The sequence below is a fragment of the Methylorubrum subtropicum genome, assembly GCF_038442325.1.
GTDB lineage: Bacteria > Pseudomonadota > Alphaproteobacteria > Rhizobiales > Beijerinckiaceae > Methylobacterium > Methylobacterium subtropicum.
In genome coordinates, this window is sequence record NZ_JBBXMW010000006.1 from 112,560 (window position 1) to 136,358 (window position 23,799).

22 protein-coding genes are annotated in these 23,799 nt (G+C 71.0%); 7 read left to right on the forward strand and 15 right to left on the reverse strand.

What is annotated here, in order from left to right; genetic code table 11:
• Positions 1–163: 163 nt before the first annotated feature.
• Positions 164–1,930: a glycosyltransferase gene (locus AAHG03_RS10760; RefSeq protein ID WP_342150646.1), complete on the forward strand. Its 1,767-nt coding sequence runs from the start codon at positions 164–166 to the stop codon at positions 1,928–1,930.
• Here AAHG03_RS10760 and AAHG03_RS10765 read toward each other — a convergent pair.
• The 4 genes from AAHG03_RS10765 to egtB all read right to left on the reverse strand — a co-directional run bounded on the left by AAHG03_RS10765 (position 1,881) and on the right by egtB (position 5,535).
• Positions 1,881–2,474, reverse strand: a complete 594-nt coding sequence (locus AAHG03_RS10765) for an SCO family protein (RefSeq protein WP_342150647.1) — start codon at positions 2,472–2,474, stop codon at positions 1,881–1,883. The two genes, AAHG03_RS10760 and AAHG03_RS10765, sit on opposite strands and share 50 nt — an antisense overlap.
• 130 nt (positions 2,475–2,604) lie before the next feature.
• Positions 2,605–3,033: a DUF992 domain-containing protein gene (locus AAHG03_RS10770; RefSeq protein ID WP_342150648.1), complete on the reverse strand. Its 429-nt coding sequence runs from the start codon at positions 3,031–3,033 to the stop codon at positions 2,605–2,607.
• Between the two features lie 218 nt (positions 3,034–3,251).
• Entirely contained in the window at positions 3,252–4,229 is a 978-nt protein-coding gene (gene egtD, locus AAHG03_RS10775; protein ID WP_342150649.1) for an L-histidine N(alpha)-methyltransferase, read from the reverse strand.
• Between the two features lie 43 nt (positions 4,230–4,272).
• Positions 4,273–5,535, reverse strand: a complete 1,263-nt coding sequence (egtB, locus tag AAHG03_RS10780) for an ergothioneine biosynthesis protein EgtB (protein WP_342150650.1) — start codon at positions 5,533–5,535, stop codon at positions 4,273–4,275.
• Between the two features lie 203 nt (positions 5,536–5,738).
• Between egtB and murI the strand changes: the two genes are divergently transcribed.
• Positions 5,739–6,608, forward strand: coding sequence for a glutamate racemase (gene murI / locus AAHG03_RS10785; protein WP_342150651.1), 870 nt, complete (start codon positions 5,739–5,741; stop codon positions 6,606–6,608).
• A gap of 98 nt (positions 6,609–6,706) precedes the next feature.
• Complete coding sequence (locus AAHG03_RS10790) at positions 6,707–7,477, forward strand: DUF6065 family protein (protein WP_342150652.1); 771 nt, start codon at positions 6,707–6,709, stop codon at positions 7,475–7,477.
• A 108-nt stretch (positions 7,478–7,585) separates the two neighbouring features.
• Here AAHG03_RS10790 and AAHG03_RS10795 read toward each other — a convergent pair whose 3' ends face one another.
• The 3 genes from AAHG03_RS10795 to AAHG03_RS10805 all read right to left on the reverse strand — a co-directional run bounded on the left by AAHG03_RS10795 (position 7,586) and on the right by AAHG03_RS10805 (position 9,503).
• Complete coding sequence (locus tag AAHG03_RS10795; protein WP_342150653.1) at positions 7,586–7,930, reverse strand: diacylglycerol kinase; 345 nt, start codon at positions 7,928–7,930, stop codon at positions 7,586–7,588.
• Positions 7,927–8,979, reverse strand: coding sequence for an AbrB family transcriptional regulator (locus AAHG03_RS10800; RefSeq protein WP_342150654.1), 1,053 nt, complete (start codon positions 8,977–8,979; stop codon positions 7,927–7,929). Before AAHG03_RS10800 ends, AAHG03_RS10795 begins: the two co-directional genes overlap by 4 nt.
• Positions 8,980–9,059: 80 nt before the next feature.
• Positions 9,060–9,503 (reverse strand): PACE efflux transporter, encoded by a 444-nt coding sequence (locus tag AAHG03_RS10805; RefSeq protein WP_342150655.1) that lies wholly within the window; start codon positions 9,501–9,503, stop codon positions 9,060–9,062.
• Positions 9,504–9,594: 91 nt separating this feature from the next.
• Between AAHG03_RS10805 and AAHG03_RS10810 the strand changes: the two genes are divergently transcribed.
• On the forward strand, positions 9,595–10,494 hold the full coding sequence (locus tag AAHG03_RS10810) for a LysR family transcriptional regulator (protein ID WP_342150656.1): 900 nt from the start codon (positions 9,595–9,597) through the stop codon (positions 10,492–10,494).
• Here the strand turns inward: AAHG03_RS10810 and AAHG03_RS10815 are convergent.
• Positions 10,486–11,436 (reverse strand): LysR substrate-binding domain-containing protein, encoded by a 951-nt coding sequence (locus AAHG03_RS10815; protein ID WP_342150784.1) that lies wholly within the window; start codon positions 11,434–11,436, stop codon positions 10,486–10,488. The two genes, AAHG03_RS10810 and AAHG03_RS10815, sit on opposite strands and share 9 nt — an antisense overlap.
• A 145-nt stretch (positions 11,437–11,581) precedes the next feature.
• Between AAHG03_RS10815 and AAHG03_RS10820 the strand changes: the two genes are divergently transcribed.
• A complete protein-coding gene (locus tag AAHG03_RS10820; RefSeq protein WP_342150657.1) occupies positions 11,582–13,171 on the forward strand; it encodes a catalase in 1,590 nt (529 codons plus the stop codon).
• Between the two features lie 137 nt (positions 13,172–13,308).
• Here the strand turns inward: AAHG03_RS10820 and AAHG03_RS10825 are convergent, their stop codons facing one another.
• The 5 genes from AAHG03_RS10825 to AAHG03_RS10845 all read right to left on the reverse strand — a co-directional run bounded on the left by AAHG03_RS10825 (position 13,309) and on the right by AAHG03_RS10845 (position 17,930).
• Positions 13,309–14,025 (reverse strand): BA14K family protein, encoded by a 717-nt coding sequence (locus tag AAHG03_RS10825; protein WP_342150658.1) that lies wholly within the window; start codon positions 14,023–14,025, stop codon positions 13,309–13,311.
• Between the two features lie 172 nt (positions 14,026–14,197).
• Entirely contained in the window at positions 14,198–15,886 is a 1,689-nt protein-coding gene (gene lnt, locus AAHG03_RS10830) for an apolipoprotein N-acyltransferase (protein ID WP_342150659.1), read from the reverse strand.
• 24 nt (positions 15,887–15,910) lie between these two features.
• Positions 15,911–17,050: a hemolysin family protein gene (locus tag AAHG03_RS10835; protein WP_342150660.1), complete on the reverse strand. Its 1,140-nt coding sequence runs from the start codon at positions 17,048–17,050 to the stop codon at positions 15,911–15,913.
• Positions 17,051–17,095: 45 nt separating this feature from the next.
• A complete protein-coding gene (gene ybeY / locus AAHG03_RS10840; RefSeq protein ID WP_342150661.1) occupies positions 17,096–17,581 on the reverse strand; it encodes an rRNA maturation RNase YbeY in 486 nt (161 codons plus the stop codon).
• Positions 17,582–17,651: 70 nt separating this feature from the next.
• On the reverse strand, positions 17,652–17,930 hold the full coding sequence (locus AAHG03_RS10845) for a hypothetical protein (RefSeq protein WP_342150662.1): 279 nt from the start codon (positions 17,928–17,930) through the stop codon (positions 17,652–17,654).
• A gap of 47 nt (positions 17,931–17,977) precedes the next feature.
• Between AAHG03_RS10845 and AAHG03_RS10850 the strand changes: the two genes are divergently transcribed.
• Complete coding sequence (locus tag AAHG03_RS10850) at positions 17,978–20,110, forward strand: sodium-translocating pyrophosphatase (protein WP_342150663.1); 2,133 nt, start codon at positions 17,978–17,980, stop codon at positions 20,108–20,110.
• Between the two features lie 124 nt (positions 20,111–20,234).
• Here the strand turns inward: AAHG03_RS10850 and AAHG03_RS10855 are convergent, their stop codons facing one another.
• Complete coding sequence (locus AAHG03_RS10855; protein WP_342150664.1) at positions 20,235–20,477, reverse strand: hypothetical protein; 243 nt, start codon at positions 20,475–20,477, stop codon at positions 20,235–20,237.
• Between the two features lie 169 nt (positions 20,478–20,646).
• On the opposite strand from AAHG03_RS10855, the gene AAHG03_RS10860 reads away from it, so the two are divergent.
• Positions 20,647–21,807: an L-dopachrome tautomerase-related protein gene (locus AAHG03_RS10860; RefSeq protein WP_342150665.1), complete on the forward strand. Its 1,161-nt coding sequence runs from the start codon at positions 20,647–20,649 to the stop codon at positions 21,805–21,807.
• A 61-nt stretch (positions 21,808–21,868) separates the two neighbouring features.
• On the opposite strand, the gene AAHG03_RS10865 is transcribed toward AAHG03_RS10860, so the two are convergent.
• On the reverse strand, positions 21,869–23,581 hold the full coding sequence (locus AAHG03_RS10865; RefSeq protein ID WP_342150666.1) for an adenylate/guanylate cyclase domain-containing protein: 1,713 nt from the start codon (positions 23,579–23,581) through the stop codon (positions 21,869–21,871).
• Between the last annotated feature and the right edge of the window lie 218 nt (positions 23,582–23,799).

A 23,799-nucleotide genomic window follows, 5' to 3' on the forward strand; every position in this document is an offset into this window, starting at 1 on the left:
TCCCTAGCACGGCGCGGGCTCGCAGGGAGCCGCCGCCCTGTTCCACTTCGCACGATCGCTGCCGCTGCCGACGGAGATTTCCTTCCTCGTCGGCATCCTGCCGCCAGCCGCGCTGCATCGCGCCGCCGCGCTCGCGCAAAGGCTCGGGACCGACGCAGCGACCGTGCTGCTCAACGAGGGCCGGATCGCCGAGGACGATTTCTATCGCGCGCTCGCCCGCCATCTCGGCACCGATTTCCTCGACGGCCCGATCCGACTCGACGTGCAACTGCGCTACCCGCACGTTCTCACCGCGGGCGCCGCGCCCCTTTCGGCCCACCATCATCCAAGAAGAATCGTCGCGGCGCCCCGCGGCCTCGCCATCGCCCGGCTGATCGAGGCGGCGGCGCGGATGGAGCACCCGCCCGCCCTCACCACGCCGACGCAGCTGCGGGAGGCCGTGTTCGCGCGGGTCGGCGAAAGAATCGCGGCGGACGCCTCCGATGGGCTCGCCCGGCACCGGCCCGAATGGTCGTGCCGGCCCGGCCCCCGGACCCTCGACCTGACGCTCGCCGGCCTCGTGCTCGCGCTTGTCGTCCTGCTGACGCGGCTGCCGACGCTGACGAGCCTCGTCCTGCTTGTAGTGATCCAGGCCGGGATGCTCGCGATGCTCACCGTCCGCCTCGCATCCTGCGGGATCGCGGGCGAGGCGGCTGCGCCGTCGCCCGATCTCCTGCCGGACGAGGACTTGCCGACCTACACCGTGCTGGTCGCGCTCTACCGCGAGGCCGCGGTGGTGCCCCGCCTCGTGCGGGCGCTCGGCCGGGTCGATTACCCGGCGGCCAAATTGGACATCAAGTTCCTGCTCGAGGCCGACGATTCCGAGACGCTGGCGGCCTTCCGCGCGGTGCCGATGCCGGCCCGGTTCGAGGTCGTGGTGGTGCCGGACGGCCAACCCCGCACCAAGCCGCGGGCGCTCAACGCCGCCCTGCCGCTGGCCCGCGGCGAGCACCTCGTGGTCTACGACGCCGAGGACGTGATCGAGCCGGACCAACTGCGCCGCGCCGCCACCCTGTTCGCCCGCGCGCCCGCCTCCACCGCCTGCCTTCAGGGCCATCTCGTCATCGACAACCAGGGCGACGGCTTGCTGCCGCGCCTCTTCGCCATCGAGTACGCGGCTCTGTTCGAGGTGCTGGGCCCGGCGCTCGCGGCGTGGCGGGTGCCGACGCCGCTCGGGGGCACCTCCACCCATTTCCGCACCCGCGTGCTGCGCGAACTCCACGGTTGGGACGCCTGGAACGTCACCGAGGATGCCGATCTCGGCATGCGGCTGGCGATCGCCGGCTACCATGTCGGCGACCTGCCGAGCGCGACCTACGAGGAGGCCCCCAAGCACCTCAAGGCGTGGCTGCGCCAGCGCACCCGCTGGATGAAGGGGTTCTTGCAGACGAGCTTCACCCACGCCCGCGACCCGCTGGCGACGTGGCACCGGCTCGGGCCGGTCGAGAGCCTATGCGCCCTGGCGCTCCTGCCCGGCACCGTCGCCTCGGCCCTGTTCTACCCGTTCATGATGGGGCCGGGGCTGGCCGAACTCATCCTCGGCGCGCCGGGGCCTGAGGCCGGCCTGCTGACGCAGGCGACCTATGCCGGCGCCTGGACGATCTTCGTCGGCGGCCTCGCCGCGATCCTGATCCCCGGCTTCATCGGCTGCCATCGCCGGGGCTGGCGCGACCTGATGTGGTTCGTGCCGCTGCTGCCGCTCTACTTTCTGCTGGTCAGCCTTGCTGCGTGGCTCGCGGTGATCGAACTCGCCCGCCATCCCCATCGCTGGAACAAGACCGAGCACGGCCTGTCGCGTACCTCGCGCTCCGGCGCCTTGGGAAGGGGAGTGGCCTCTGGCGTCACAGCCGCTTGCTCAGCTCCGCGGCCGTCTCCTTCGGCGACCGGTTGAGGGCCACCGCGCCGACGAAGCCGTTGCTCGCGTCCATCAGATAGACCAGCGCCGTGTGCTCCATGGTGTAGTCGTCGCCCTGCCCCGGCACCTTCTTGGCGTAGGCCCGGAAGGTCTTGACCGCCGCCGCCACCTGCTCCGGGCTGCCGGTGAGGCCGACGATGCGCGGATCGAAGCTCGCCAGATAGGTCTTCAGCGTCTCCGGCCGGTCGCGCTCGGGATCGACGGTGACGAAGGCGACCTTCAGCCGATCCGCCTTCGGGCCCATGGCGGCGAGCACGTCCGAGATCTGCTGCAGCGTCGTCGGGCAGATGTCGGGGCAATGGGTGAAGCCGAAGAAGGCGAGATAGGGCGTGCCGGCGAAATCGCGCTCGGTCACGGTCCGCCCGTCCTGATTCACCAGGGTGAACGGCCCGCCGATCCCGCTCGCGGCGACCCCCTGGCGCGCCTGCGGCACCAGCGTGATCACGGCCGCCGCGGAGAGTGCGACGAGGCCCGCCACGAAGGCGGCGATGGGCAGGAGGACGCGGCGGGACGGGGACATGAGCGGGTTCGCTTCGGGCGGGCAACGCGGGTGGCCGCATCATCACCGCCGATGCCCGCGCGGCAAGCCCCCCGGTTGCCGCGGCGAACCGCCCAACGTCCCGATGCGATGCCCCCGGGAGGGCGCCCCCTCAGCGCGCGCCGAGCGTGACCCGCGCGTCGTCCGCCGCCAGCCGCAGGCCGGTCTCGCCCCGGGCGTTGATCGGGGCGAGGTCGGCGCGGGCGCCGCGCAGCAGGGCGCCGTCCGCGGTGAAGCTGCCGTCGAGGAGGCCGGGGCGGGTGCGGCCGTCGGCGGTGCGGACGTGCCAGGTCAGGGTGCGGGCGTCCTCCCCGTCCGCGCCGGGCGGCAGGAGCGCGGCGTAGCTCTGGCGCTGCCCGTCGGCGGTGGCGAGATGGCAGGACGCGCCGCGGTTCAGGCCCAGCACGAGGCCGAGATCGGGGTTGATGCGGCAGGTCAGGGTGCCCGCGCTGCGGCCCGCGGCGGGCGTCTCGACGCCGTGGGCGTAGGCGAGGGTAGCGGCGGCGGTGCCGACGAGGAGGGCGACGAGGATCGAGCGCATGGGACGGGTCCGGGATCGGGTGTTCGGATCGACGGCCCGTCGTGGGCCGTCCGCTTCGCCGGGGAAGCGTTGCCGTTAACCATGGTCCCGATTCGTTGCCGGCCGATGCCGTCGCGTCCGGCGATTGTTACGTCGCGTTGAACGCGACGTAACGAAGCTCGAGCATCGGCCCGAGAGGTGGCACCGGCTCTCGGAAAAAGCCGATGCGGCGCAGGAAACTAGCCCATGCGGCGCAGCGCGTGGACCGAGAACAGCCCCTCAGAATCGGTCCAGGCGTCGAGCGCCGACCAGCCGGCCCGCGCGGCGAGCGCCCGGAAGCTCGCGATCGTGTACTTGCAGCTGTTCTCGGTGTGGATCGACTCACCTTGCGTGAAGGCGAAGGCGCGGCCCGCCACGTGGACCGTCTGCGCCACGCGGCTGACGAGATGCATCTCGATGCGCGATTCGGCCTCGTTGAACACGGCGCGATGCATGAAGCTGTCGAGGTCGATGTCGCCGGCCAGCTCCCGGTTGATCCGGTGCAGCAGGTTGAGGTTGAACGCCGCGGTGACGCGGGCGGCGTCGTCGTAGGCGGCCTCCAGCACGTCGCGGTCCTTCACCAGATCGACGCCGACGATCAGCGTCGCCCCCTCCCCCAGGATGCGGCCGAACCCGTCGAGCAGGCGGGCGGCCTCCGCGGGTTCGAAATTGCCGATGGTCGAGCCGGGGAAGAAGCCGGCGAGCGGCCGGCCGGACAGGCTCGACGGCAGGGCGAAGGGCCGGGTGAAGTCGGCGGCGACCGGCTCGATCGGGAGATCGGGGAAGTCGCCCTTCAGGACTTCGGCCTGCTCGTGCAGGAACTCGGCCGAGACATCGACCGGCACGTAGGCCGACAGGCCGGGCAGGTGCCGCAGCAGGCGGCGCAGCTTCACCGTGGAGCCGCTGCCGAACTCGACCAAGGCGGCGCCCTCGGGCAGGTGCGCGGCGATCTCGGGGCCGCGCTCGTCGAGGATGCGCAGCTCGGTCCGGGTCGGGTAGTATTCCGGCAGGACCGTGATCTTTTCGAACAGGGCCGAGCCGGCGGCGTCGTAGAAGTACTTGGCTGACAGGGTTTTAGGGGTTGCCCCCAGCCCGTCCCACACGTCGGTCAGGAACAGGCCGTTCTCGGGCAGCGGAAGGGTTCGAGCGTCGGCGCTCAGGCGGGGATCGATCGTCACGAGGGCACTCCGTCTGAGCGGCGGACAGGTCGGAAGGGACGCGTCAGGCGAGCGCGTCCGCGAGCCTCAGGCCCGTGAACTGCCAACGCTGATGGGGGTAGAAGAAGTTGCGGTAGCCGATCCGCGCATGGCCCTCGGGCGTCGCGACCGAGGAGCCGCGCAGCACGTATTGGCCCGACATGAACTTGCCGTTGTACTCGCCGAGCGCGCCGGAGACCGGGCGGTAGCCCGGATAGGGGCCGTAGGCGCTGCGGGTCCATTGCCAGACGAGGCCGAAGGCGTCGTCGATCAGCCCGTCCCGCGCGGCGACCTCCCACTCGGCCTCCGTGGGCAGGTCGCGGCCGGCCCAGCGGGCATAGGCGTCGGCCTCGAAGTAGCTGACATGGCGCACCGCCTCGTCCGGATCGACCGCTCGGCGCCCGGCGAGCGTCATGATCGACCAACCGTCCGTCTCGCGGCGCCAGTAGCCCGGCGCCTCCCAGCCGTCGCGCTGGACGCAGAGCCAGCCGTCGTTGAGCCAGAGTTCGGGCCGGGTGTAGCCGCCGTCCTCGATGAAGCCGAGCCAGTCGCGGTTGGTGACGAGACCCCGGTCGATGGCGCCGCCGAGGATCAGCGTCTCGTGGCGCGGGCTCTCGTTGTCGAAGGCGAAGCCGGTGCCGTCGTGGCCGATCAGGGCGATGCCCTTTTCGAGGGCAGATTTTTCGGATTTTGCCTGCGGTTTGGGCGTTGCCCAGGCAGCGTCCACGACCGGATCAAGGGGGTTCTGCGCGAAGGCGTGCAGGATGTCGGTGTGCATCAATTCCTGATGCTGCTGCTCGTGATAGAGTCCGATCTCCAAGACCGGCAGGATCTTTTGCAGCGCCTCGTCGGAGGCCTCGCGCAGCATCACCGTGACGGCGCGGTCGACGTGGGCTCGGTAGCCCGCGGTCTCCTCCGCGGTCGGCCGGGTGATCATGCCGCGCAGGAAGCGCGGCTGCCGCGGGCCGGCCTGCACGTAGTAGGAATTGAACAGGTAGTGCAGCCGCTCGTCGTAGGGGCGGTAGCCGGGCAGGTGCTCGGCCAAGAGGAACTGCTCGTAGAACCACGTCGTGTGGGCGCGGTGCCACTTGGTCGGGCTCGCATCCTCCATCGACTGGATCTGCTGGTCCTCCGGCGAGAGCGGGGCGGCGCGCCGCTCGGTCTCGTCGCGCACCGTACGGAACGCGCCGATCCAGGCGTCGCGGTCGGGGGTCTCGGCGTCGAGCGGGGGGGGCGGGAAGGCAGGTCCCTGCGGCCCGGAGTGAGGAAGTGCTGCGCTGGCGGCCATGCGGAAAATCTCCTTCCCCGTTGGACGACGCAGATAGATGTCGTTTGCTGCACGGCAACGCGCCAGCGTGGCTGTCCGTTCGTCGCACCCCAGCTTGGCGGGCGAGAAGCGCAGCCTTTTTGCAGCCGCAGTGAGGTGTCCTTAACCGTCGCGCCCGGAAACTGTCGCTTTCCATTCGCCGCGAGCGGGCCCGGGTGACGGTCATGCGGATCGATCTGATGGCAGGGGCGACACTTCCCGTGATGCGACCGGCGCAGAAGCCGCAGCCGGTGATCCTCGTGTTCGATTCCGGCCTCGGCGGGCTCACCGTGCTGGAGCAGGTGCGCCGCGCCCGGCCCGACGCCGCCTACGTGTATGCGGCCGACGACGCGGCCTTTCCCTACGGGCGCCTGTCCGAGCCGCAGCTCGTCGCCCGCGTGCTCGCCGTGATGGAGCGGCTGATCGGGCTGCACAGCCCCGATCTCGTGGTGATCGCCTGCAACACCGCCTCGACGGTGGTGCTGCCCGCGCTCCGCCAGCGCTTCGTCACGCCCTTCGTCGGGGTGGTGCCGCCGATCAAGCCGGCCGCCGCGCTGACCCGCTCGGGGCTGGTCTCGCTGCTCGCCACCCCCGGCACGGTGGCCCGCGCCTATACAAGCGACCTTGTCAGGAACTACGCCGCGACCTGCGCGGTGAGCCTCGTCGGCTCGGTCAACCTCGCCCGCTACGCCGAGGCCGAGATGGCCGGCGCGCCGGTGGCGGACGCCGCGATCCTCGCCGAGATCGCCCCCTGCTTCGACGCGCGCGCGGACGGGCGGCGCACCGACGTGGTGTGCCTGTCCTGCACCCATTACCCGCTGCTGCTGCCCCGCTTCGAGCGCCTCGCCCCCTGGCCGGTGACGTGGATCGACCCGGCCCCGGCCATCGCCCGCCGGGTGGTTCAATTGCTCGGCGAGGCCGGTCCGGCGGAAGGCTCGGAGGGCCTCGCGGTCTTCACCGGCGGCGGCGGGATCACCCCGGCGCTCGCCCGCGCGCTGACCGGGCGGGGCTTGGCCGAGACCGCAATCGAGGCGATGCCGCTTTCGGCGGACTGACGGGCCGCCTCGCCTCCCGCCCGCCGCCGCCATGGTTCCGTCGCCTTGTCCTGCAACGGCCGGACACGACAGCCAATCCCATGGTCGAGAAGGGCCCTATGGACCCGGATGCCGAACCCGCCGCCGCCCCGGCGCCCGCGACCCGCTTCGACATCTACAAAGTGGGCAAGCACCCCTTCGACATCGTGCCCGGCCGCGGCGGTCGCGATTGGATGGACGCGACCTTCAACGGTTACGCTCGGCGCTGCCTGCCGATGGTCGTCGCCAACGCCACGGGCTGGGAGATCCTGTCACCCTGCGCGTTCGAGGCGGACTGGGACGGACGGCAGGGCAAGCTGGGCGTCTCCTTCCGGGCCCTCGACGACTATCCGCATCTGGACCAAGTCGTCGACGGCGCGTTCGGCCACGGCGTGCTGACCTTCCGGTTCGGCCTGTTGTTCCGCACCGATCCGGGTTGGGCGGTGTGGTTGCGCGGCGCGCCGAACTTCTGCCCGGACGGCATCCATCCCCTGGACGGACTGGTCGAGACCGACTGGCTGCCCTTCACCGCGACCATGAACTGGCGCTTCACCCGCCCCGGCCGCGTCACCTTCGTCAAGGGTGATGCGATCGGCTTCGTCACCCTGATCCCGCACCTCGCGCTCGATCCGGTCCAGCCGACCTTCCGCACCCTCGACGAGGACCCGGACTTCGCCGAGCGTTTCACCGCCTGGAAAACGGATCGGCAGGCGGTGCAGGCGGCGTTCCTGAACTACAAGCCTGGGGATCAGGTCACCTATCCGATGCACTACGTCCGGGGGCGGATGCACGACGGCTCGCACGCGCCGGAGACCCATGTGACGAAACGCCGGCTGAAGGCGCCGCGTTAGAGCATCGGCCCGAAAGGTGGATGCCGGCTTTCGGAAAAAAGGCCGATGCGGCACAGCAACTTAGACAATCGCCCTGGATTTTATATCCTGGGCGATTGTCTAGCGCGTTCAGAACCGATCGATCAGAGCCGCCGCCCAGACCAGGGCGGCGATGGCTTGCGTCAGGAACGCGCCCGCCGAGGCGAGGTCCTTGACGATGCCGATGCGGGCGTGCCGGCCCGGATGCAGGTGATCGCACAGCTTCTCGATGGCCGTGTTCAGGAACTCGGCGGCGAGCATCAGCAGCAGGCTCGCCAGCAGTGCGACGCGGACCCAGAGCGAGCCGCCGAGCAGCAGGGCGACCGGCAGTCCGAGGATCAGCAGCACCAGTTCCAGCCGGATCGCCCGCTCGGTGCGGGCGCCGTGGACGATCCCGCGCCAGGAATTCAGGAAGGCGAGCCAGAGCGCCGTCATGGGTGAGCCTCCGGCGCCGCGCGGGCGATCCAGCGGGCGAGGATCGGCCCGGTGAGCAGCACCACGAACAGCCGCAGTGTCTGGACTGCCAGCACGAACGGCACGTCCGCCTTCGAGCCGACCGCGATGATCGCCACCGAATCGAGCCCGCCGGGGCTCGTGGCGAGGAAGGCCGTGAGGTAGTCGATGGCAAGCCACCCGGTCAGGCCCCAGGCCCAGAGCGCGCAGATCGCCACCATCGCCAGCGTCGATGCGAGCACGCTCGGCAGGGCGTGCAGCACCGTGCGCACGGTCTCCCGCGTGAAGCGCAGGCCCACATACCAGCCGATGCCGGCATAGGCCGCCGCCAGCAGCGGCTCCGGCAAAGCGAGGTCGGCGAGCCCCGCGGCGTGGAGCCCGGCGCCGAGTAGCATCGGCCCGATCAGCGCGGCCGAGGGCAGGCGCAGGAACGTGGCGACGCTCGCCCCCACCGCGGCGATGGCGAGCGTCGCGGCGACCGAGAGGAGAGCGGGGGCGGGCTGGCCGGGGGCGGAGGCCGGCGCCGCCCCATCCGCCAGAAGCCGCGCGGCGATCGAGGCCGAGATCACCACCACCGCGACGCGCACGTATTGCATGAAGGCGACGAGCCGCGCGTCCGAGCCGTGATCCTCGGCCATCGCCACCATGGCGGCGGCCCCGCCGGGCGAGGAGCCCCAGGCCGCGATGGTGCCGGGCAGCACCTGGAAGCGGGTGAGCACCACGCCGACGCCCGCCGCGACCGCCACCGTCACGAGGACGACGGCGAGGATGACGAGCCCGTCGTCGCGCAGCGTCCGGACGATCTCCCCCGTCGCGGAATGCGCCACGAGGCAGCCGACGATCGCCTGCGCCGCGAGGAACCCGAGCCGCGGCACCCGGATCGCCGCGCCGCGCACGCCGAACCCAATCGCGACCAGCATCGGCCCGAGCAGGAAGGCGGCGGGGAAGCCGGCATGGCTCAACCCCCAGCCGAGCAGGCCGGAGGCCGCGACGAGCGCGGCCCAGCCGAGAAGGTGCGGTCTGTCGATCAAGGGAGGGCGGAAGCGGCGTAAGAAGGCGAGGCCGCGCTACACCGGTCGGGCGCGCCTGTCACGGCGCGCCCGGATCAATTTCAGCGCGAGGGCTGTGCCGCCGCCCCGTCCCAGCCGCGGAGCGGAAACACCCGGTCGTAGGCGAGATTGAAGCTGAAGGCGTAGGCCACGTAGAAGGCGGCAATCGCCAGATCCATCACGAAGGCCTGGGCGAGGCCGATCCCGAGATACCACGCGATCGGCGGCAGCAGGATCACCAGCAGGCCCGCCTCGAACAGCAGGGCGTGCCCGACCCGCAAGGTCAGGCTCTTGTTCGTGTGGCCGACGAGGCGCTGCATCAGTCGGTCGAAGCCGAGGTTGTACACGTAGTTCCAGGCGGTGGCGGCCATCGCGCTGCCGACGCCGATCACGCCCATGTCGGAGCCGTGCAGGCCGAACAGCAGGCTGCCGAGCGGGATCATCATCGCGAGCCCCACGAGCTCGAACAGGATGGCGTGGCGGATACGGTCGCGCGTGCTGCGCATGGTCTGGCCCTCGGAGCGGGAGAAGTTGTCCGGGGCGTTCTATCTGCCATAGTCCGGGTCTCAAGTTAGGACGTATCGGAAATCCAGATAGATGACTGTCTCGCTCGATCAGCTCCAGGCTTTCGTCGCGGCGGCCGAGGCCGGCTCGTTCTCCGGGGCCGCGCGCACCTTGCGCAAGGCGCAGTCGGCGGTCAGCACGCAGGTGGCCAATTTGGAGGCCGATCTCGGGCTCGACCTGTTCAGCCGAGCGGGGCGCAACCCGGTGCTGACGCCCGCGGGCGAGCGGCTGCTGTCGGAGGCCCGCGTGGTGCTCGACCGGCGCGAGCACCTGATCGGCGTGGCGCGCAGCCTGGAGCGGCGGGTCGAGAGCCGGCTGGTGGTCGCCATCGACGAACTCTATCCCGAGCATGCGCTCGGCGCCCTGTTCGCCGACTTCGCCGCGCGCTTCCCCTTCGTGGAACTCGAACTGCTGTTTCCGCTGATGGAGGACGTCAGCCGCATGGTGCAGTCGGGCGCGGCCGATCTCGGCGTGATGTGGCGCCAGGAGGTGCTGCCGACCGAACTCGGCTTTCAGACCATCGGCTGGGTGCCGCTCAAGCTCGTCTGCGGGCGCGACCATCCGCTGGCGAAAGAGCGGGTGGAGTGGGAGGAGCTGAAGCGCCACCGCCAGATTCTGGTGGCCGCCCGCAGCGACGGCCCGGAAAAGCGCCGCCTGCGCGTCGCCGCCGAGGTGTGGTGGGTCGAGAGCCACTGGGTGATCCTCGAGATGGTCAAGCACGGCATCGGCTGGGCCTTCGTCACCGACCACGTCATCGCCGCCTCGCTGACGGCGCCCTACCTCGTCACGCCCGACCTGCAGTTCGACCAGGGCGACTGGCCGATCGCGCTGGAACTGGTCTGGCACAAGCAACGCCCCTGCGGCCCCGCCGCCGCGTGGCTGCGCGAGCGGTTCGCGGCGGAGCGGATCGGGGGGCTGTCGGCGTCAGGCTGAGGCGCCGTCCGCCAACGCTTCTTCCTCCCGAAACGCCCGCGTGTTCGCGGGCGCGTGCATCCGAAAGAACGCGGCGAGCGAGGCGAGCCCCGCCGCCCGCGGGTCGCTGGAGCGCCACGCGAGCGCGACCGTGCGGCCGGGCCCCTCCCCCTCGAAGGCGCGGGTGACGGTGAGGCCGCTCGGGTCGGGGCCGGGGGGAACCGCGAGCGCCGGGATCAGGGTGTAGCCCGCGCCCGCCGCCACCATCGAGCGCAGGGTCTCCAGGCTGGTGGCGTGGCGCCCGACCGCCCGCGGGGCGCCGCAGGCCGCGATGGTCTGGTCGCGCAGGCAATTGCCCTCGTCCAGCAGCAGGAGGTCGGGCCCGCCCACCGTGTCGGCCCGCGGCGGCGCGCCTTGCGCCAGCGGGTGATCGACCGGGCAGGCCAGCCGAAACGGCTCGACGAAGAGCGGCGACAGCGTCAGCCCCGAGGCCGCCACCGGCAGCGAGAGGAGCGCCGCGTCGATGCGCCCGTCGCGCAGGCCGTCGAGGATCTCGGCGGTGCGGGCCTCGGACAGCGCCAGCGTCAGCAGCGGGAATTCCTGGCGCAGCAGCCGCAGGATCAGGGGGAAGTAGTAGGGCCCGAGCGTCTGGATCGCGGCGAGCACGAGCCGCCCGGTCAGCGGCGAGCCGCGGCCCTCCACCGCGAGCGCCAGCAGGCGCTGCGCCTCGGCCAGCACCACGCGGGCCTGCCGGACGATCCCCTGCCCGGCGAGCGTCAGGAGCACGCCGCGGTTGGAGCGTTCGAACAAGGCCAGACCCAGATGGTTCTCCAGTTTGCGCACCTGCACCGAGAGCGTCGGCTGGCTGACGTTGCAGCGCTCGGCGGCGCGGCCGAAATGGCCCTCGTCGGCCAGAGCCACGACGTATTCGAGGTCACGGAGCGAGAGACCGGAGAGATTCATAGACTGCATCTATCACGCTCTTTGTGACGATGCATTTGCCAATGGGTCACTCAGGGTTCATACCGCCAACCCAGAACGGTTCCAGGCTATTGCCCGCCCCACGGGGCCAGTTCGCCCGCCGTTCCACCCGAGGAGAGAGTACCGCATGAGCGAGAACCGCCCGATTCTGACGACCCGCCAGGGCCATCCGGTCCGCGACAACCAGAGCACGCGCACGGTCGGCGAGCGGGGCCCCGCCACCCTCGAGAATTACCAGTTCATCGAGAAGATCACCCATTTCGACCGCGAGCGCATTCCCGAGCGCGTCGTCCACGCCCGCGGCGCCGGCGCCCACGGCTATTTCGAGACCTACGGCAAGATCGGCAACGAGCCGGCCTCGAAGTACACCCGCGCCCGCGTGCTGAACGAGACCGGCGTGAAGACCCCGGTCTTCGTGCGTTTCTCGACCGTGGCCGGCGCCAAGGAGAGCCCTGAGACCGAGCGCGACCCGCGCGGGTTCGCGGTGAAGTTCAAGACCGTCGAGGGCAACTGGGACCTCGTTGGCAACAACCTCAAGGTTTTCTTCATCCGCGACGCGATCAAGTTCCCCGACATGATCCACGCGTTCAAGCCGGACCCGGTGACGAACCGCCAGGAGGCGTGGCGCTTCTTCGACTTCGTGGCCCAACACCCCGAGTCGATCCACATGGTGACGCACCTCAAGTCGCCCTGGGGCATCCCGGCCAACTACCGCGAGATGGAAGGCTCGGGCGTCAACACCTACAAGCTCGTCAACGACCGGGGCGAGGCGGTGCTGTGCAAGTTCCACTTCGAGCCCAAGCTCGGCGTGCGCAACCTGACCTCGCAGCAGGCGTCCGAGATCCAGGCCAAGGATGTCGGCCACGCCACGCGCGACCTCTACGACAACATCAAGGCCGGCAACTTCCCCGAGTGGGAATTCTGCGTGCAGATCATGCCCGACGGCCCGAACGACCACCTGTCGTTCGATCCGCTCGACGACACCAAGCTGTGGCCGGTCGAGGACTTCCCGCTGCTCCCCGTCGGCCGGATGGTGCTCGACCGCGTGCCGGACAACTTCTTCGCCGAGGTCGAGCAGTCAGCGTTCGGCACCGGCGTTCTGGTCGACGGCATCGACTTCTCTGACGACAAGATGCTCCAGGGGCGCACGCTGTCCTACTCGGACACGCAGCGCTACCGCGTCGGCGCCAACTACCTCCAACTGCCGATCAACGCGCCGCAGCCCGGCGTGAAGGTCTATTCCAACCAGCGCGACGGCCAGATGGCCTATGCGGTGGACGGCACCGGCCCGAACAAGCACATCAACTACGAGCCCTCGACGCTCAGTGAGGGTCTGCGCGAGGCGCCCAAGCCCGCGAAGGACTATCACCAGCCGGTCGAGGGGCGTCTGGGCCGCTACCAGACCTCGCGTACCGAGGACGACTACACCCAGGCCGGCGTGCGCTACCGCTCGTTCCAGGATTGGGAGCGCGACGACCTGATCGCCAACCTCGTCGCCGACATGAAGCAGTGCCCCGAGCCGATCCAACTGCGGATGGTCTGGCACTTCTGGCACGCCGACGAGGATTACGGCCGCCGCGTCGCGGAAGGCGCCGGGATCGATCTGGAGAAGGCCAAGGCCCTGCCGCCGCTGCCGGGCCGCGCCGCCCCGGGCAAGCGCCTCGCGCCCGAGACCTACGCCGACGGCTCGCAGGCCCACAAGGTCGCCGCCGAGTAGTTTTTTTGGACGTTTTCCCCCGGGCGGTTCTCGCCGCCCGGGGGCATAAGAAGAACCCCGCTCGACCGTGAGGTCGGCGGGGTTCTTTCGTTCGGGCCGATGGGAAGGCCGGCGGGGCCGGCCTCCCGTGCGACCCGTTACGGGCAGGAGCGGCGAACGCCGCCCTTGGCGATGTAGGTGCCGCTCGCCGGGTCGTAGGTCTTGAAGCGGCGGGCGCAGTACTCGTCGTCGCGGGCGGGCGCGGCCTCGACCACCGTCTCGGTGCCGTAATAGCCGGCCGGAGCGTAGTAGCCGTTGTCGTAGTAGCCGCCGTAGCCGTAGCCCGGATAGCCGTACCCGGCGCCGTAGCCGAGGGCGGCGCCCGTCGCGAGGCCGAGCCCGAGGCCCAGACCCACGCCGCCGTAGCCGTAGCCGCGACCGCGGTTCCAGCCGTAACGGTTGCCGTAGCCGTAGCCGGGGCGGTTGTAGCCGTAGCCCGCGCCGTATCCGGGCCGGCCGCCGACGCCGTATCCGGCGCCGTAGCCGCGGCCCGCGCCGATGCCGTTGTTGCCCGGGATGCCGAGCGCGCCGGCCTGACCGAGGCCGATGCCGACCCGGCCCGGCGCGCCGACGTTGCGGGCGAAGCCCTGATTGCCGAAGCCGCCGCCGTTGAAGCCGCCGCCGCCGATGGCGCCGCCACCGCCGATCCGGCCCGCTCCGCCACCGCCGCTGAAGCCGGCGCCGCCGCCAGCGCCGATTCCGAGGGCGCCGCCGCCGCCGAGGCCAACGCCGGCGCGACCCTGCGCGTCCGCGCCCGCCGGCATGAAGGCCAGCGCGCCGACGAGCGCGGCCGAGGCCGTGAGAATACGCTTCATGGTGAAGATTCCCGTCTCCGGAGGCCGCGTGATGCGGTCCCATGACCGGCCGCGCCTCCCATTGACGGTTGAAACGCCCGAGAGCGCATTGGGCTCCAACGGCTAAGTGTCTCAGTCGATTGATAAGTGTTGGGATTAAATCCGACGCTGGCGCGATGACCGGATCGGATCGTCAGGCGCGGCGGAAACGCCCGGCGAGCGCCGCCAGCAACACGGCGAGCCACATCAGGGCGAAGGGCAGATCGCCGAGGCTCGCGTAGAGGGTGCGGCCCGGCAGCCGCTGCGGCAGGCTTGAGTCGAGCACGCCCTCGGTGCCGAGCGGCAGGCTTCCCAGGATGCGGCCGTGGCCGTCCACCACCGCCGAGATGCCGGAATTGGCGTCGCGCACCAGCGGCAGCCCCTCCTCCACCGCCCGCAGGCGGGCTTGCGCGAAGTGCTGGCGCGGGCCCGGCGTGTCGCCGAACCACGCATCGTTGGTGAGGTTGAGGATCAGCCCCGGCACCGCGGGGGCTGCGTCGCCGGAGGCCGGCGGCAGGATCGCGCCGGGGAAGATCGCCTCGTAGCAGATCGTCGCCGCCACCGGCGGCAGGCCCGGGACGGAGAGGATGCGCTGGCCCTCGCGGCTCCCCGGCGTGAAGCCGCCCGGCACCGCCACGAACTGGCGCAGGCCGACCGCCCGCAAGGCGGCGTCGAGCGGCCCCGGCAGATACTCGCCGAAGGGCACAAGATGGACCTTGTCGTAGACCTCGCCGATCCGCCCGCCGGGGCCGATGGTCAGGATCGAGTTGTGGAACACCGCGTTCTCGCGGGTCAGCGGCTCGCGCCCCCGCGCCGCGCCGGTGACGAGCTGCTTGCCCTCGGGGAGCGCGGCGCCGATGCGCCCGAGCGCCTGCGGGTCGCGCTGGATCAGGAACGGGAAGGCCGATTCGGGCCAGATCAGGTGGGTGACGTCGGCAATGCCGGTGCGCTCCGGCGAGAGCGCCCGGTCGCTCATCTCCAGATATTTTCCCACGATCTCGTCGCGGATGTCGGCGCGGAAGCGCGCGTCCTGCGGCACGTTGGGCTGGATCAGCCGCAGGCGCACGCCGGCCACCGTCGGATCGGGCGAGGCCGGCAGCCGCAGAGCGCCGTAGCCGGCCAGTGCCGCCAGGACGACGAGCGCCGCGAGCGAGGGGATGAGCCGTCCGCGCGCGGTGGTTTCGGTGGCGAGCGTCGCGGGTGCGGCGGCGATGAGGATCGCCAGCAGCGTCAGCCCGTAGAGCCCGATGACGGAGGCCGCCTGCATCGTCCACAGGTTGGAGCCCAGCGCCATGCCGAGCGTGTTCCAGGGAAACCCCGTGAACAGGTGCCCGCGCAGCCACTCGGCCCCCGCGAGCCCGACGGCGAGCGCGGCGATCCGCGCGGGCCCGCGCGACCACAGGAGCCGCGCGGCGGCGAAGCCAAGAGCGGAGAACACGGCCAGCACGGCGGGCAGGCCGAGCACGCCGAGCGGCATCGCCCAGGCGAACTGGTCCGCCTCCACGAGGAAGGCGGCGCCGAGCCACCACAGGCCGGCGGTGAAGTAGCCGAAGCCCCAGGCCCAGCCGATCCCGGCGCCGGCCAGCAGCGTGCGCCGGAGCGAGCCGCCGACCGTGGCCCCGTCGATCAGCCAGACGGCGACGGTCAGCGAGACGATGAGCGCAGGAAACAGCCCGTAGGGCGGCATCGCCAGCGCGCCCAGCGCCCCGGCCGCGACGGCGAGCCCGAACCGGCCCCAGCCGTGGCTGAGGATGACCCGGTGCGCCAGCCCGTCGAGCACGCCGACGCGCGCCGCATTCGGGCGTGCGCCATCGCCGACCACGCGGGCGGACCTCGCTCTCATGACCGGCTCACGGTTCGTTTTCGATCAATGGCCGGATTCGGCGGCCTGGGGCCCGTCCGCCACCGGATTGCGCGGCGGCGGCAGGGCGAGCGGGACCACGGTGCCGATCTTGGCCGGCGCCCGCTGGAGCTTGATCCGCTTCACCCGGCGGGGATCGGCGTCGAGCACCTCGAACTCGATGTCGCCGGGGCCGGCGATCACCTCGCCGCGGGACGGCACGCGGCCGGCCAGCGTGACGATGAGGCCGCCGATCGTGTCGATCTCCTCGGCCATCTCGCCGACCGCCGCCACGAGATCGACGCCGGTGGTCTCGGCGACTTCGGCGAGCCCGGCGCGGGCGTCGGCCACGAAGGCTTCCGTCTCGCCCTCCATCCGGTGGACGAGATGGCCCTCGGCCACGTCGTGCTCGTCCTCGATGTCGCCGACGACCATCTCGATCAGGTCCTCGATCGAGATCAGCCCGTCGGTGCCGCCGTACTCGTCGATGACCAGCGCCATGTGGGTGCGCGTCGCCTGCATCCGCACCAGCAGGTCGATCGCCGGCATGGAGGGCGGCACGAACAGCACCGGGCGCTGGATGCGGGTGGAGGCGAGCGTGGCCGACAGATCGACCTTGCCGAGATCGAGCCCGCGCAGCGCGCGGCTCGCGGGCTGGCGCCGGGGCCGCGGGGCGGGCTTGGCCTCCGCCGCCGCATCCGGCGCACCGGCGGTCGCCGCGGCGGGCGGGGCGCGGCGCGGGCCGGCCTCGGCTTTCGCCGCGAGGTATTCCACGAAGTCGCGGATGTGGACCATGCCGCGGGGATCGTCGAGCGTCTCGCCGTAGACCGGCAGGCGCGAATGGCCGGCGGTGCGGAACAGCTTGAGCAGGTCGCCGAGGCTCGTCTCGACGGCGACCGCGACGATGTCGGCGCGGGGCACCATCACGTCGTCGACCCGCACCTTGTGCAGGCCCAGCACGTTCTTGAGCATCGCCCGTTCGAGGGGCGAGAACGCATCCTCGCCGGTATCGGGCTCGGCCAGCGCCTCCTCGATGCCGGCGCGCAGCGAATCGCGCTGGCGCAGGTGGAAGACGCTGAGCAGACGGTCGTACCACGCCTCGCGGGGCGGTTCGGCGTCGGCGGTCGGCGCGGCAAGGGCCGCGCCGCGACTTCGGTCGTTGGTCATCGGTCTCTGGATCGGAGGGATCGGGACGGCCGGATCGGCCGCGATTCACCCCTCGTAGGGGTCGGGGATGTCGAGGGTGCGAAGGGCGGCGACTTCGAGCGCCTCCATGGCCTCGGCTTCCGCCTCGCCGGTCTCGTGGTCCTGTCCGAGGAGGTGAAGGGTGCCATGGACCAGGAGATGGGCGAGATGATGCGCCAGCGGCTTCGACTGCTCGCCAGTCTCGCGCACGAGCGTCTCATACGCAAGGACGACATCGCCGAGCGGGCGCGGCGCGCCGGGATGGGAGGGTTGCGCGGGCGCCGGGAAGGAGAGGACGTTGGTCGCCTTGTCCTTGCCGCGCCATGTGCGGTTCAGCACGCGCACGGACGCGTCGTCGGTGAGCAGCACGCTGACTTCCACCGGGCCGGTCGGCGAATCGGGGGCGACGGCGAGCCCCGCCTCGACGGCGCGGATCGCAAAGGCTTCGAGGCCGGGCACCGCCTCCTCCCAGCGGGGATCCTCGACGGCGACGTCGATCTCGGCTTGGCTCACGGACGGCGGCTCGGCTTGCGGTGTGGGCGGACCGTTTAGCATCACCCGCGACGGGGCGTCGATGACCGTCTCAGGCGACCCACGCCGTCGTCGTGGGTGTCGCCCGGGGACGGTGCAGGTCCGGCCCGAGATGCCCGACCCCGGAGCGCATCATTTCATACAATTCGCCGGCGTTGTGCGTCGCATCGATTGCATCGCAAAAAGTAAAATTCCGGAACGATCGTTCAACTTTGCCGTCCAAACCGGGTTCGAACGCGCCGGGCGTTTGCGCTCCCCGCTGAAGTTTGGCAATCAAGTTCCGCTCTTTCAGGGAGGGCGCCCAAAACCCGAGCAGCACGTCCCAGGCCATCCCGGCCAGGCTCGGAAAACCACAATCATAAATCCAAGGACGCACGAATGACCGCACTCTTGCTGATCATCGTGGGCGGGCTGTGCGCCGTCGCCTACGGTGTCGTGACCATCCGCGACGTGATGCGACGGGACGCGGGAACGCAGCGCATGCAGGAGATCGCAGGCGCCATCGCCGAGGGCGCGCAGGCCTATCTTAAGCGCCAGTACCTGACGATCGGCCTCGTCGGCATCCTCCTCTTCGCCCTGCTGGCCTATTTCCTCGGGATCAAGGTCGCCATCGGCTTCCTGATCGGCGCGGTGCTCTCGGGCGCGGCGGGCTTCATCGGCATGAACGTGTCGGTGCGCGCCAACGTCCGCACCGCCCAGGCCGCGACGCAGTCGCTCGGCGGCGGGCTCGACGTGGCGTTCAAGTCGGGCGCGGTCACCGGCATGCTGGTGGCGGGCCTCGCGCTGCTGGGTGTCGCCCTCTACTACCTCTATCTCACCCGCGGCGTCGGCCTCGCGCCGGGCAGCCGTGAAGTGATCGACGCGCTGGTGGCGCTCGGCTTCGGCGCTTCGCTGATCTCGATCTTCGCGCGTTTGGGCGGCGGCATCTTCACCAAGGGCGCGGATGTCGGCGGCGACCTCGTCGGCAAGGTCGAGGCCGGCATTCCCGAGGACGATCCGCGCAACCCGGCCACCATCGCGGACAACGTCGGCGACAACGTCGGCGACTGCGCCGGTATGGCCGCCGACCTGTTCGAAACCTACGCGGTCACGGTCGTCGCCACCATGGTGCTCGCCGCGATCTTCTTCGCCGGCAACCCGGCCGTGCTCGAATCGATGATGCTCTATCCGCTCGCCATCGGGGCAGCCTGCATCGTCACCTCCATCGCCGGCAGCTACGCGGTGAAGCTCGGCGCCAACCAGTCGATCATGGGCGCGCTCTACAAGGGCCTGATCGCGGCGGGCGTGCTCTCGGTCGCGGCCATCGCGGCGGTGAACTTCGCCCTGTTCGGCGCCTTCTCGACCACCTTCACGACCAACACCGGCATCACCTTCTCCTCCGGCGCCCTGTTCGGGTGCGCGGTGCTCGGCCTCGTCATCACGGCGCTGATCGTCGTCATCACCGAGTACTACACCGGCACGAACTTCCGGCCCGTGAAGTCGATCGCCGAATCCTCCGTCACCGGCCACGGCACCAACGTGATCCAGGGACTGGCGATCTCGCTCGAATCGACCGCTCTGCCCGCGATCATCATCGTGGCGGGCATCATCGCCACCTACGCGCTCGCCGGCCTGTTCGGCATCGCCATCGCGGTCACCGCCATGCTGGCGCTCGCGGGCTTCATCGTCGCGCTCGACGCCTTCGGGCCCGTCACCGACAACGCGGGCGGCATCGCCGAGATGTCCGGCCTGCCCTCCGACGTCCGCAAGGCCACCGACGCGCTCGACGCGGTCGGCAACACCACGAAGGCCGTCACCAAGGGCTACGCCATCGGCTCGGCGGGGCTGGGCGCGCTGGTGCTGTTTGCCGCCTACACCTCGGACCTGAACTACTTCATCGCCAACGCCAGCCCGACGCAGTACCGCTTCTTCCAGGGCGTCACCGTCGATTTCTCGCTCTCCAACCCCTACGTCGTGGTCGGCCTGCTGCTCGGGGGCCTGATCCCGTTCCTGTTCGCCGGCATGGCGATGACGGCGGTGGGCCGCGCGGCCGGCGCGGTGGTCGAGGAGGTGCGCCGCCAGTTCCGCGAGAAGCCAGGCATCATGCAGGGCACCGACCGGCCCGATTACGGCCGGGCCGTCGACATGCTGACGCGGGCGGCGATCAAGGAGATGATCGTCCCCTCGCTCCTGCCGGTGCTGATGCCGGTGGTGCTGTTCTTCGTGATCCAGGCGATCGCGGGCAAGGGACAGGCCTTCGCGACCGTCGGCGCCTCGCTGCTCGGCGTGATCCTCACCGGCCTCTACGTCGCGATCTCGATGACGTCCGGCGGCGGCGCCTGGGACAACGCCAAGAAGTACATCGAGGACGGCCACCACGGCGGCAAGGGCTCCGACGCCCACAAGGCCGCGGTGACCGGCGACACCGTCGGCGACCCCTACAAGGACACGGCCGGCCCCGCCGTGAACCCGGCGATCAAGATCACCAACATCATCGCCCTGCTGCTGCTGGCGATTTTGGCGCACGCGTGAGGCGGATGCCGAGGCGGTCCCGGCGGACCGCCTCGCAATGACGGAGTGGCGAACGAAAGAACCCGCCGCGGTCCCCCGCGGCGGGTTCTTTCGTTTCAGGACTTCAAAAGAATCCCAAAAAGAATCAGTCGCACGACTCCTTGGTGACCGTCTTGCGGTCGCCGACCTCGTTCTCCTTAGTCACGGTCTTGCTGGAGCAGCCGGTGGTGGTGCTCTCGCGGCGCTCGACCGTGGTGGAGGAGGTGGTGGCGGGGCGATCGACCACGACCCGATCCGGCGCGTCGCGCTCGATCACGGTGGTCTGGGCGCTGGCGCCGGTGAGGCCGGCAAGCGTCAGGGCGGCGGCGGCGAGAAGAGTGGTCCGCATGGCGTCCTCCAAAGGCAAGAAAACTGCGCTCTCAACGAGCATCGAACCTCAACCGTTCCGAATCCTCCCGCTTCCCGCACACGAAACAGGAGCCTGACGGTTTCGTGAGGGAGCTTGGCCGGAAAGCCGCCGGTTCCGGGGAGGATTTCTCAACCTTCGAGGCCCCGGCATGACCCACAAGACCCTCGCGCTCGCCGCGCTGCTGCTCGCGGGCGCCGCAGCCCCGCCCGCCCTGGCGCAGGGGACGGCGCAGCTCACCAAGGTCGCGAGCTTCGGGCACCAAGTCACCGGCATCACCGCCTCCCGCGACGGGCGCCTGTTCGTCAACTTCCCGCGCTGGAGCGAGGACGCGCCGGTCTCGGTGGCCGAGCTGAAGGACGGCAAGCCCGTCCCCTACCCCGACGAGGGCTGGAATTCGTGGCGCAATGCCCGGGCCGACGAACTCTCGCCCAAGGACCATTTCGTCTGCGTGCAGAGCGTGGTGGCCGACGCCCAGGACCGGCTGTGGGTGGTCGATGCGGCGGCGCCCGCCATGGCCCACGTGATCAAGGACGGCCCGAAGCTCGTCGGCATCGACCTGAAGACCAACAAGGTGATCAAGACGATCCCCTTCGATTCGACCGTGGCGCTCCAGGGCTCCTATCTCAACGACGTGCGCATCGCGCCCGACGGCAAGACCGCCTACCTCACCGATTCCGGGGCCGAGGGCGCGCTGATCGTGGTCGATCTCGACGGCGGTTCGGCCAAGCGCCTGCTCGCGGGCGATCCCTCGACCATGCCGGACAAGTCGGTGACCGTGAGCTACGACGGGAAGCCCCTGCGCCGGCCCGACGGGCGCGGCGTGACGTTCGCCGCCGACGGCATCGCGCTCTCGCCCGACGGCAAGACGCTCTACTGGCAGGCGATTAAGGGTAAGACGCTCTACAGCCTGCCGACCGACGCGCTCACCGGCTGGGCCGCCTCTTCGCTCGTGCCGGAGACGCTCTCGGACAAGAGCCTGTCGGGCAAGGTGGCGCGGGTCGGCGAGAACGGCGTGGCGGACGGCCTCCTCATCACCCGGCGCGACGGGCGGATGATCGTGACCTCGCCGCAGGACGATTCGGTGAAGATGCGCGACCTGTCGAAGGCGGACGCCCCGCTCACCACGCTGGTGCAGGACCCGCAGCTGCGCTGGCCCGATACGCTGAGCGAGGGCCCGGACGGCACGATTTACCTCACCACCTCGCACATTCAGGACTCGGCCGACTACAAGCCCGGCGCCCCGGTGAGCCTGCCGACGGAGCTATGGGCGATCAAGCCGGGGGCCGACGCCACCGGTTCGACTCGTTGATAAGGATCGAGCGCTTGTCCCTTCCCCGCAAGGGGGAGGAGAGCCCGCACGACAGTCGGCCTCACACGGATGCCGGGGCCCCCGCCCCGATCAGCCGTGCCCGCAGCGGCTGCGCCCGGCCCGTCAGCGTCAGCTCGGTCAGTTCCCCCGGCGCGATCCCGGCGGCGCGGTAGACCGCCTCGGAGACGATGGCGACCTGGCCCATCGGCTTGGTCAGCGCCTCCAGGCGCGCGGCGACGTTGATCGTGTCGCCGAGCGCGGTGAAGCGGGCGTCGGCCTCGTCGCCGAGTTCGCCGACGATGGCGGTGCCGGCATGCAGGCCGATGCCGTAGCGCAGGCGCTCGCCGAGGTCGGCGGCGAGCATGCGGTTCAGCTGTTCCACCTCCGCCGCGATGGCCTCGACGGCCGCGAGCGCCGCGCGGGCGGCCTTGGACGTGTCGCCGTCGAGGCCGAACAGGGCCATCAGCCCGTCGCCGAGATGGCGGTTGACGCTGCCGCCCTGCGCCCGCACCGCGTGGCCGACGGCACCGAGGAAGCGGTTGATGACGAACACCGTGTCGTAGGCGAGCCGCTCCTCGGCGAGCCGGGTCGAGCCACGGAGATCGGCGAACAGCACCACGACGAAGCGCTCCTCGCCGGTCCCGGCCCGGTCCGACAGGCCGGCGGACAATCCCTTGGCGTGGGGCGTGAACAGCGGCGCCACGGTCAGGTCGCGGTCGGGCCGGAGCTGACAGGCGAGCCGGATGCCGGGGCTGGCGCCGATGCGCTCCAGCACCGCGCGCTCGGTGCGCTCAGGTGCGGGGAGGAAGCGCCCGCGCTCGCCGTCGACCACGCGGATGCGGCAGGTCGAGCAGCGCCCGCGTCCGCCGCAGATGCTGGCATGCGGGATGCGGCCCCGGCGGCTCGCCTCCAGGACGCTGGCGCCGCGCGGCACCCGCACGACGCGTCCGTCGGGATAGCCGATCCGCACGAGGCCGCCGCGGACTTCCAACAGCGTGCGCCGGCCGCGCGCCAGCAGCACGAGCCCGACCGCGCCCGCATAGGCCGCGAACAGCCCGCGCCGGATGGCGTCGAGCCGCTCGATCTGCGCCGCGTCGCCGATGCGCCGGACGGCGAAGACGCGCTCGCGCCAGGCCGGGTCGGCGGCGGCCAGCGCCACGGCGCGCCCGCCCTGCACGGTGCCGAGGAGCGCCAGCACCGGCACCAGCACGGCGCCGGCCAGCAGCCAGGGGGCGAAGCGCGGATAGGCGGGCTTCAGCCGGAGCCAGAAATGCAGGCCGAGGCAGCCGTGCAGCCACGCGGCGAGCAGCCCGAGCGTCAGCGAGACGCCGGTGCCCGCCGGGCTCGCGACCCAGAACGCCCAGAGCACCTGCGGATAGCCCCGCTCCAGCCCCTCGGCGCTCCAGGCGATCCGCGTGCCGACGACATGGTCGAGCAGCAGCAGCGGCACCGCGAGCCCGAGCAGGAGCTGCGCCGACTCGCCCGGCCGCAGCCGGAACAGCCGGCGCTCGTAGAGGGATTGCAGGCCGAGCGCGAGATGGGCGGCGAGCGCGCCGTAGAGCAGGAACACGGCGACCGGGTTGCGCCAAAGCGCGACCTTCACCTTCAGCCCGGCATGGAGCGCGCCGAGTGAGACGTTGCCGAGCGCATGGCAGAGCAGGTGGCTCAGCACGTAGGCGAACAGCACGAGGCCGCTGGCGAGGCGCACCTGTCGCAGGGTCGGGCGCGCCCGCGCCCAGGGGCGCCCGCCCGCCGCCTCCGCCGCCTGCCCCAAGGTGAAGAACTCCCGTGTCCGCGCATTATCCGTCTGCCACGACCGGCGGACCCGCGCGAGGGGGCGGCGTGTGGGTCGGTCGACTCACCCCCTGACTCACCGCCGTCATTCCGGGGCCGCGCAGCGGAACCCGGAATCCACGACTGGCCGCGACGGTTCGGCTTCAGCCGGGCATCCCGCATCACGGGTGGATTCCGGGTTCGCCTTCGGCGCCCCGG

Bases quoted from the DNA above. Each gene is read 5' to 3' on its own strand.
- AAHG03_RS10765 (WP_342150647.1), bottom strand. From the start codon at position 2,474: ATGTCCCCGTCCCGCCGCGTCCTCCTGCCCATCGCCGCCTTCGTGGCG.
- AAHG03_RS10770 (WP_342150648.1), bottom strand. From the start codon at position 3,033: ATGCGCTCGATCCTCGTCGCCCTCCTCGTCGGCACCGCCGCCGCTACC.
- egtB (WP_342150650.1), bottom strand. From the start codon at position 5,535: ATGGCCGCCAGCGCAGCACTTCCTCACTCCGGGCCGCAGGGACCTGCC.
- murI (WP_342150651.1), top strand. From the start codon at position 5,739: ATGCGGATCGATCTGATGGCAGGGGCGACACTTCCCGTGATGCGACCG.
- AAHG03_RS10790 (WP_342150652.1), top strand. From the start codon at position 6,707: ATGGACCCGGATGCCGAACCCGCCGCCGCCCCGGCGCCCGCGACCCGC.
- AAHG03_RS10795 (WP_342150653.1), bottom strand. From the start codon at position 7,930: ATGACGGCGCTCTGGCTCGCCTTCCTGAATTCCTGGCGCGGGATCGTC.
- AAHG03_RS10805 (WP_342150655.1), bottom strand. From the start codon at position 9,503: ATGCGCAGCACGCGCGACCGTATCCGCCACGCCATCCTGTTCGAGCTC.
- AAHG03_RS10810 (WP_342150656.1), top strand. From the start codon at position 9,595: ATGACTGTCTCGCTCGATCAGCTCCAGGCTTTCGTCGCGGCGGCCGAG.
- AAHG03_RS10815 (WP_342150784.1), bottom strand. From the start codon at position 11,436: ATGAATCTCTCCGGTCTCTCGCTCCGTGACCTCGAATACGTCGTGGCT.
- AAHG03_RS10820 (WP_342150657.1), top strand. From the start codon at position 11,582: ATGAGCGAGAACCGCCCGATTCTGACGACCCGCCAGGGCCATCCGGTC.
- AAHG03_RS10825 (WP_342150658.1), bottom strand. From the start codon at position 14,025: ATGAAGCGTATTCTCACGGCCTCGGCCGCGCTCGTCGGCGCGCTGGCC.
- lnt (WP_342150659.1), bottom strand. From the start codon at position 15,886: ATGAGAGCGAGGTCCGCCCGCGTGGTCGGCGATGGCGCACGCCCGAAT.
- AAHG03_RS10835 (WP_342150660.1), bottom strand. From the start codon at position 17,050: ATGACCAACGACCGAAGTCGCGGCGCGGCCCTTGCCGCGCCGACCGCC.
- AAHG03_RS10845 (WP_342150662.1), bottom strand. From the start codon at position 17,930: ATGGCCTGGGACGTGCTGCTCGGGTTTTGGGCGCCCTCCCTGAAAGAG.
- AAHG03_RS10850 (WP_342150663.1), top strand. From the start codon at position 17,978: ATGACCGCACTCTTGCTGATCATCGTGGGCGGGCTGTGCGCCGTCGCC.
- AAHG03_RS10855 (WP_342150664.1), bottom strand. From the start codon at position 20,477: ATGCGGACCACTCTTCTCGCCGCCGCCGCCCTGACGCTTGCCGGCCTC.
- AAHG03_RS10860 (WP_342150665.1), top strand. From the start codon at position 20,647: ATGACCCACAAGACCCTCGCGCTCGCCGCGCTGCTGCTCGCGGGCGCC.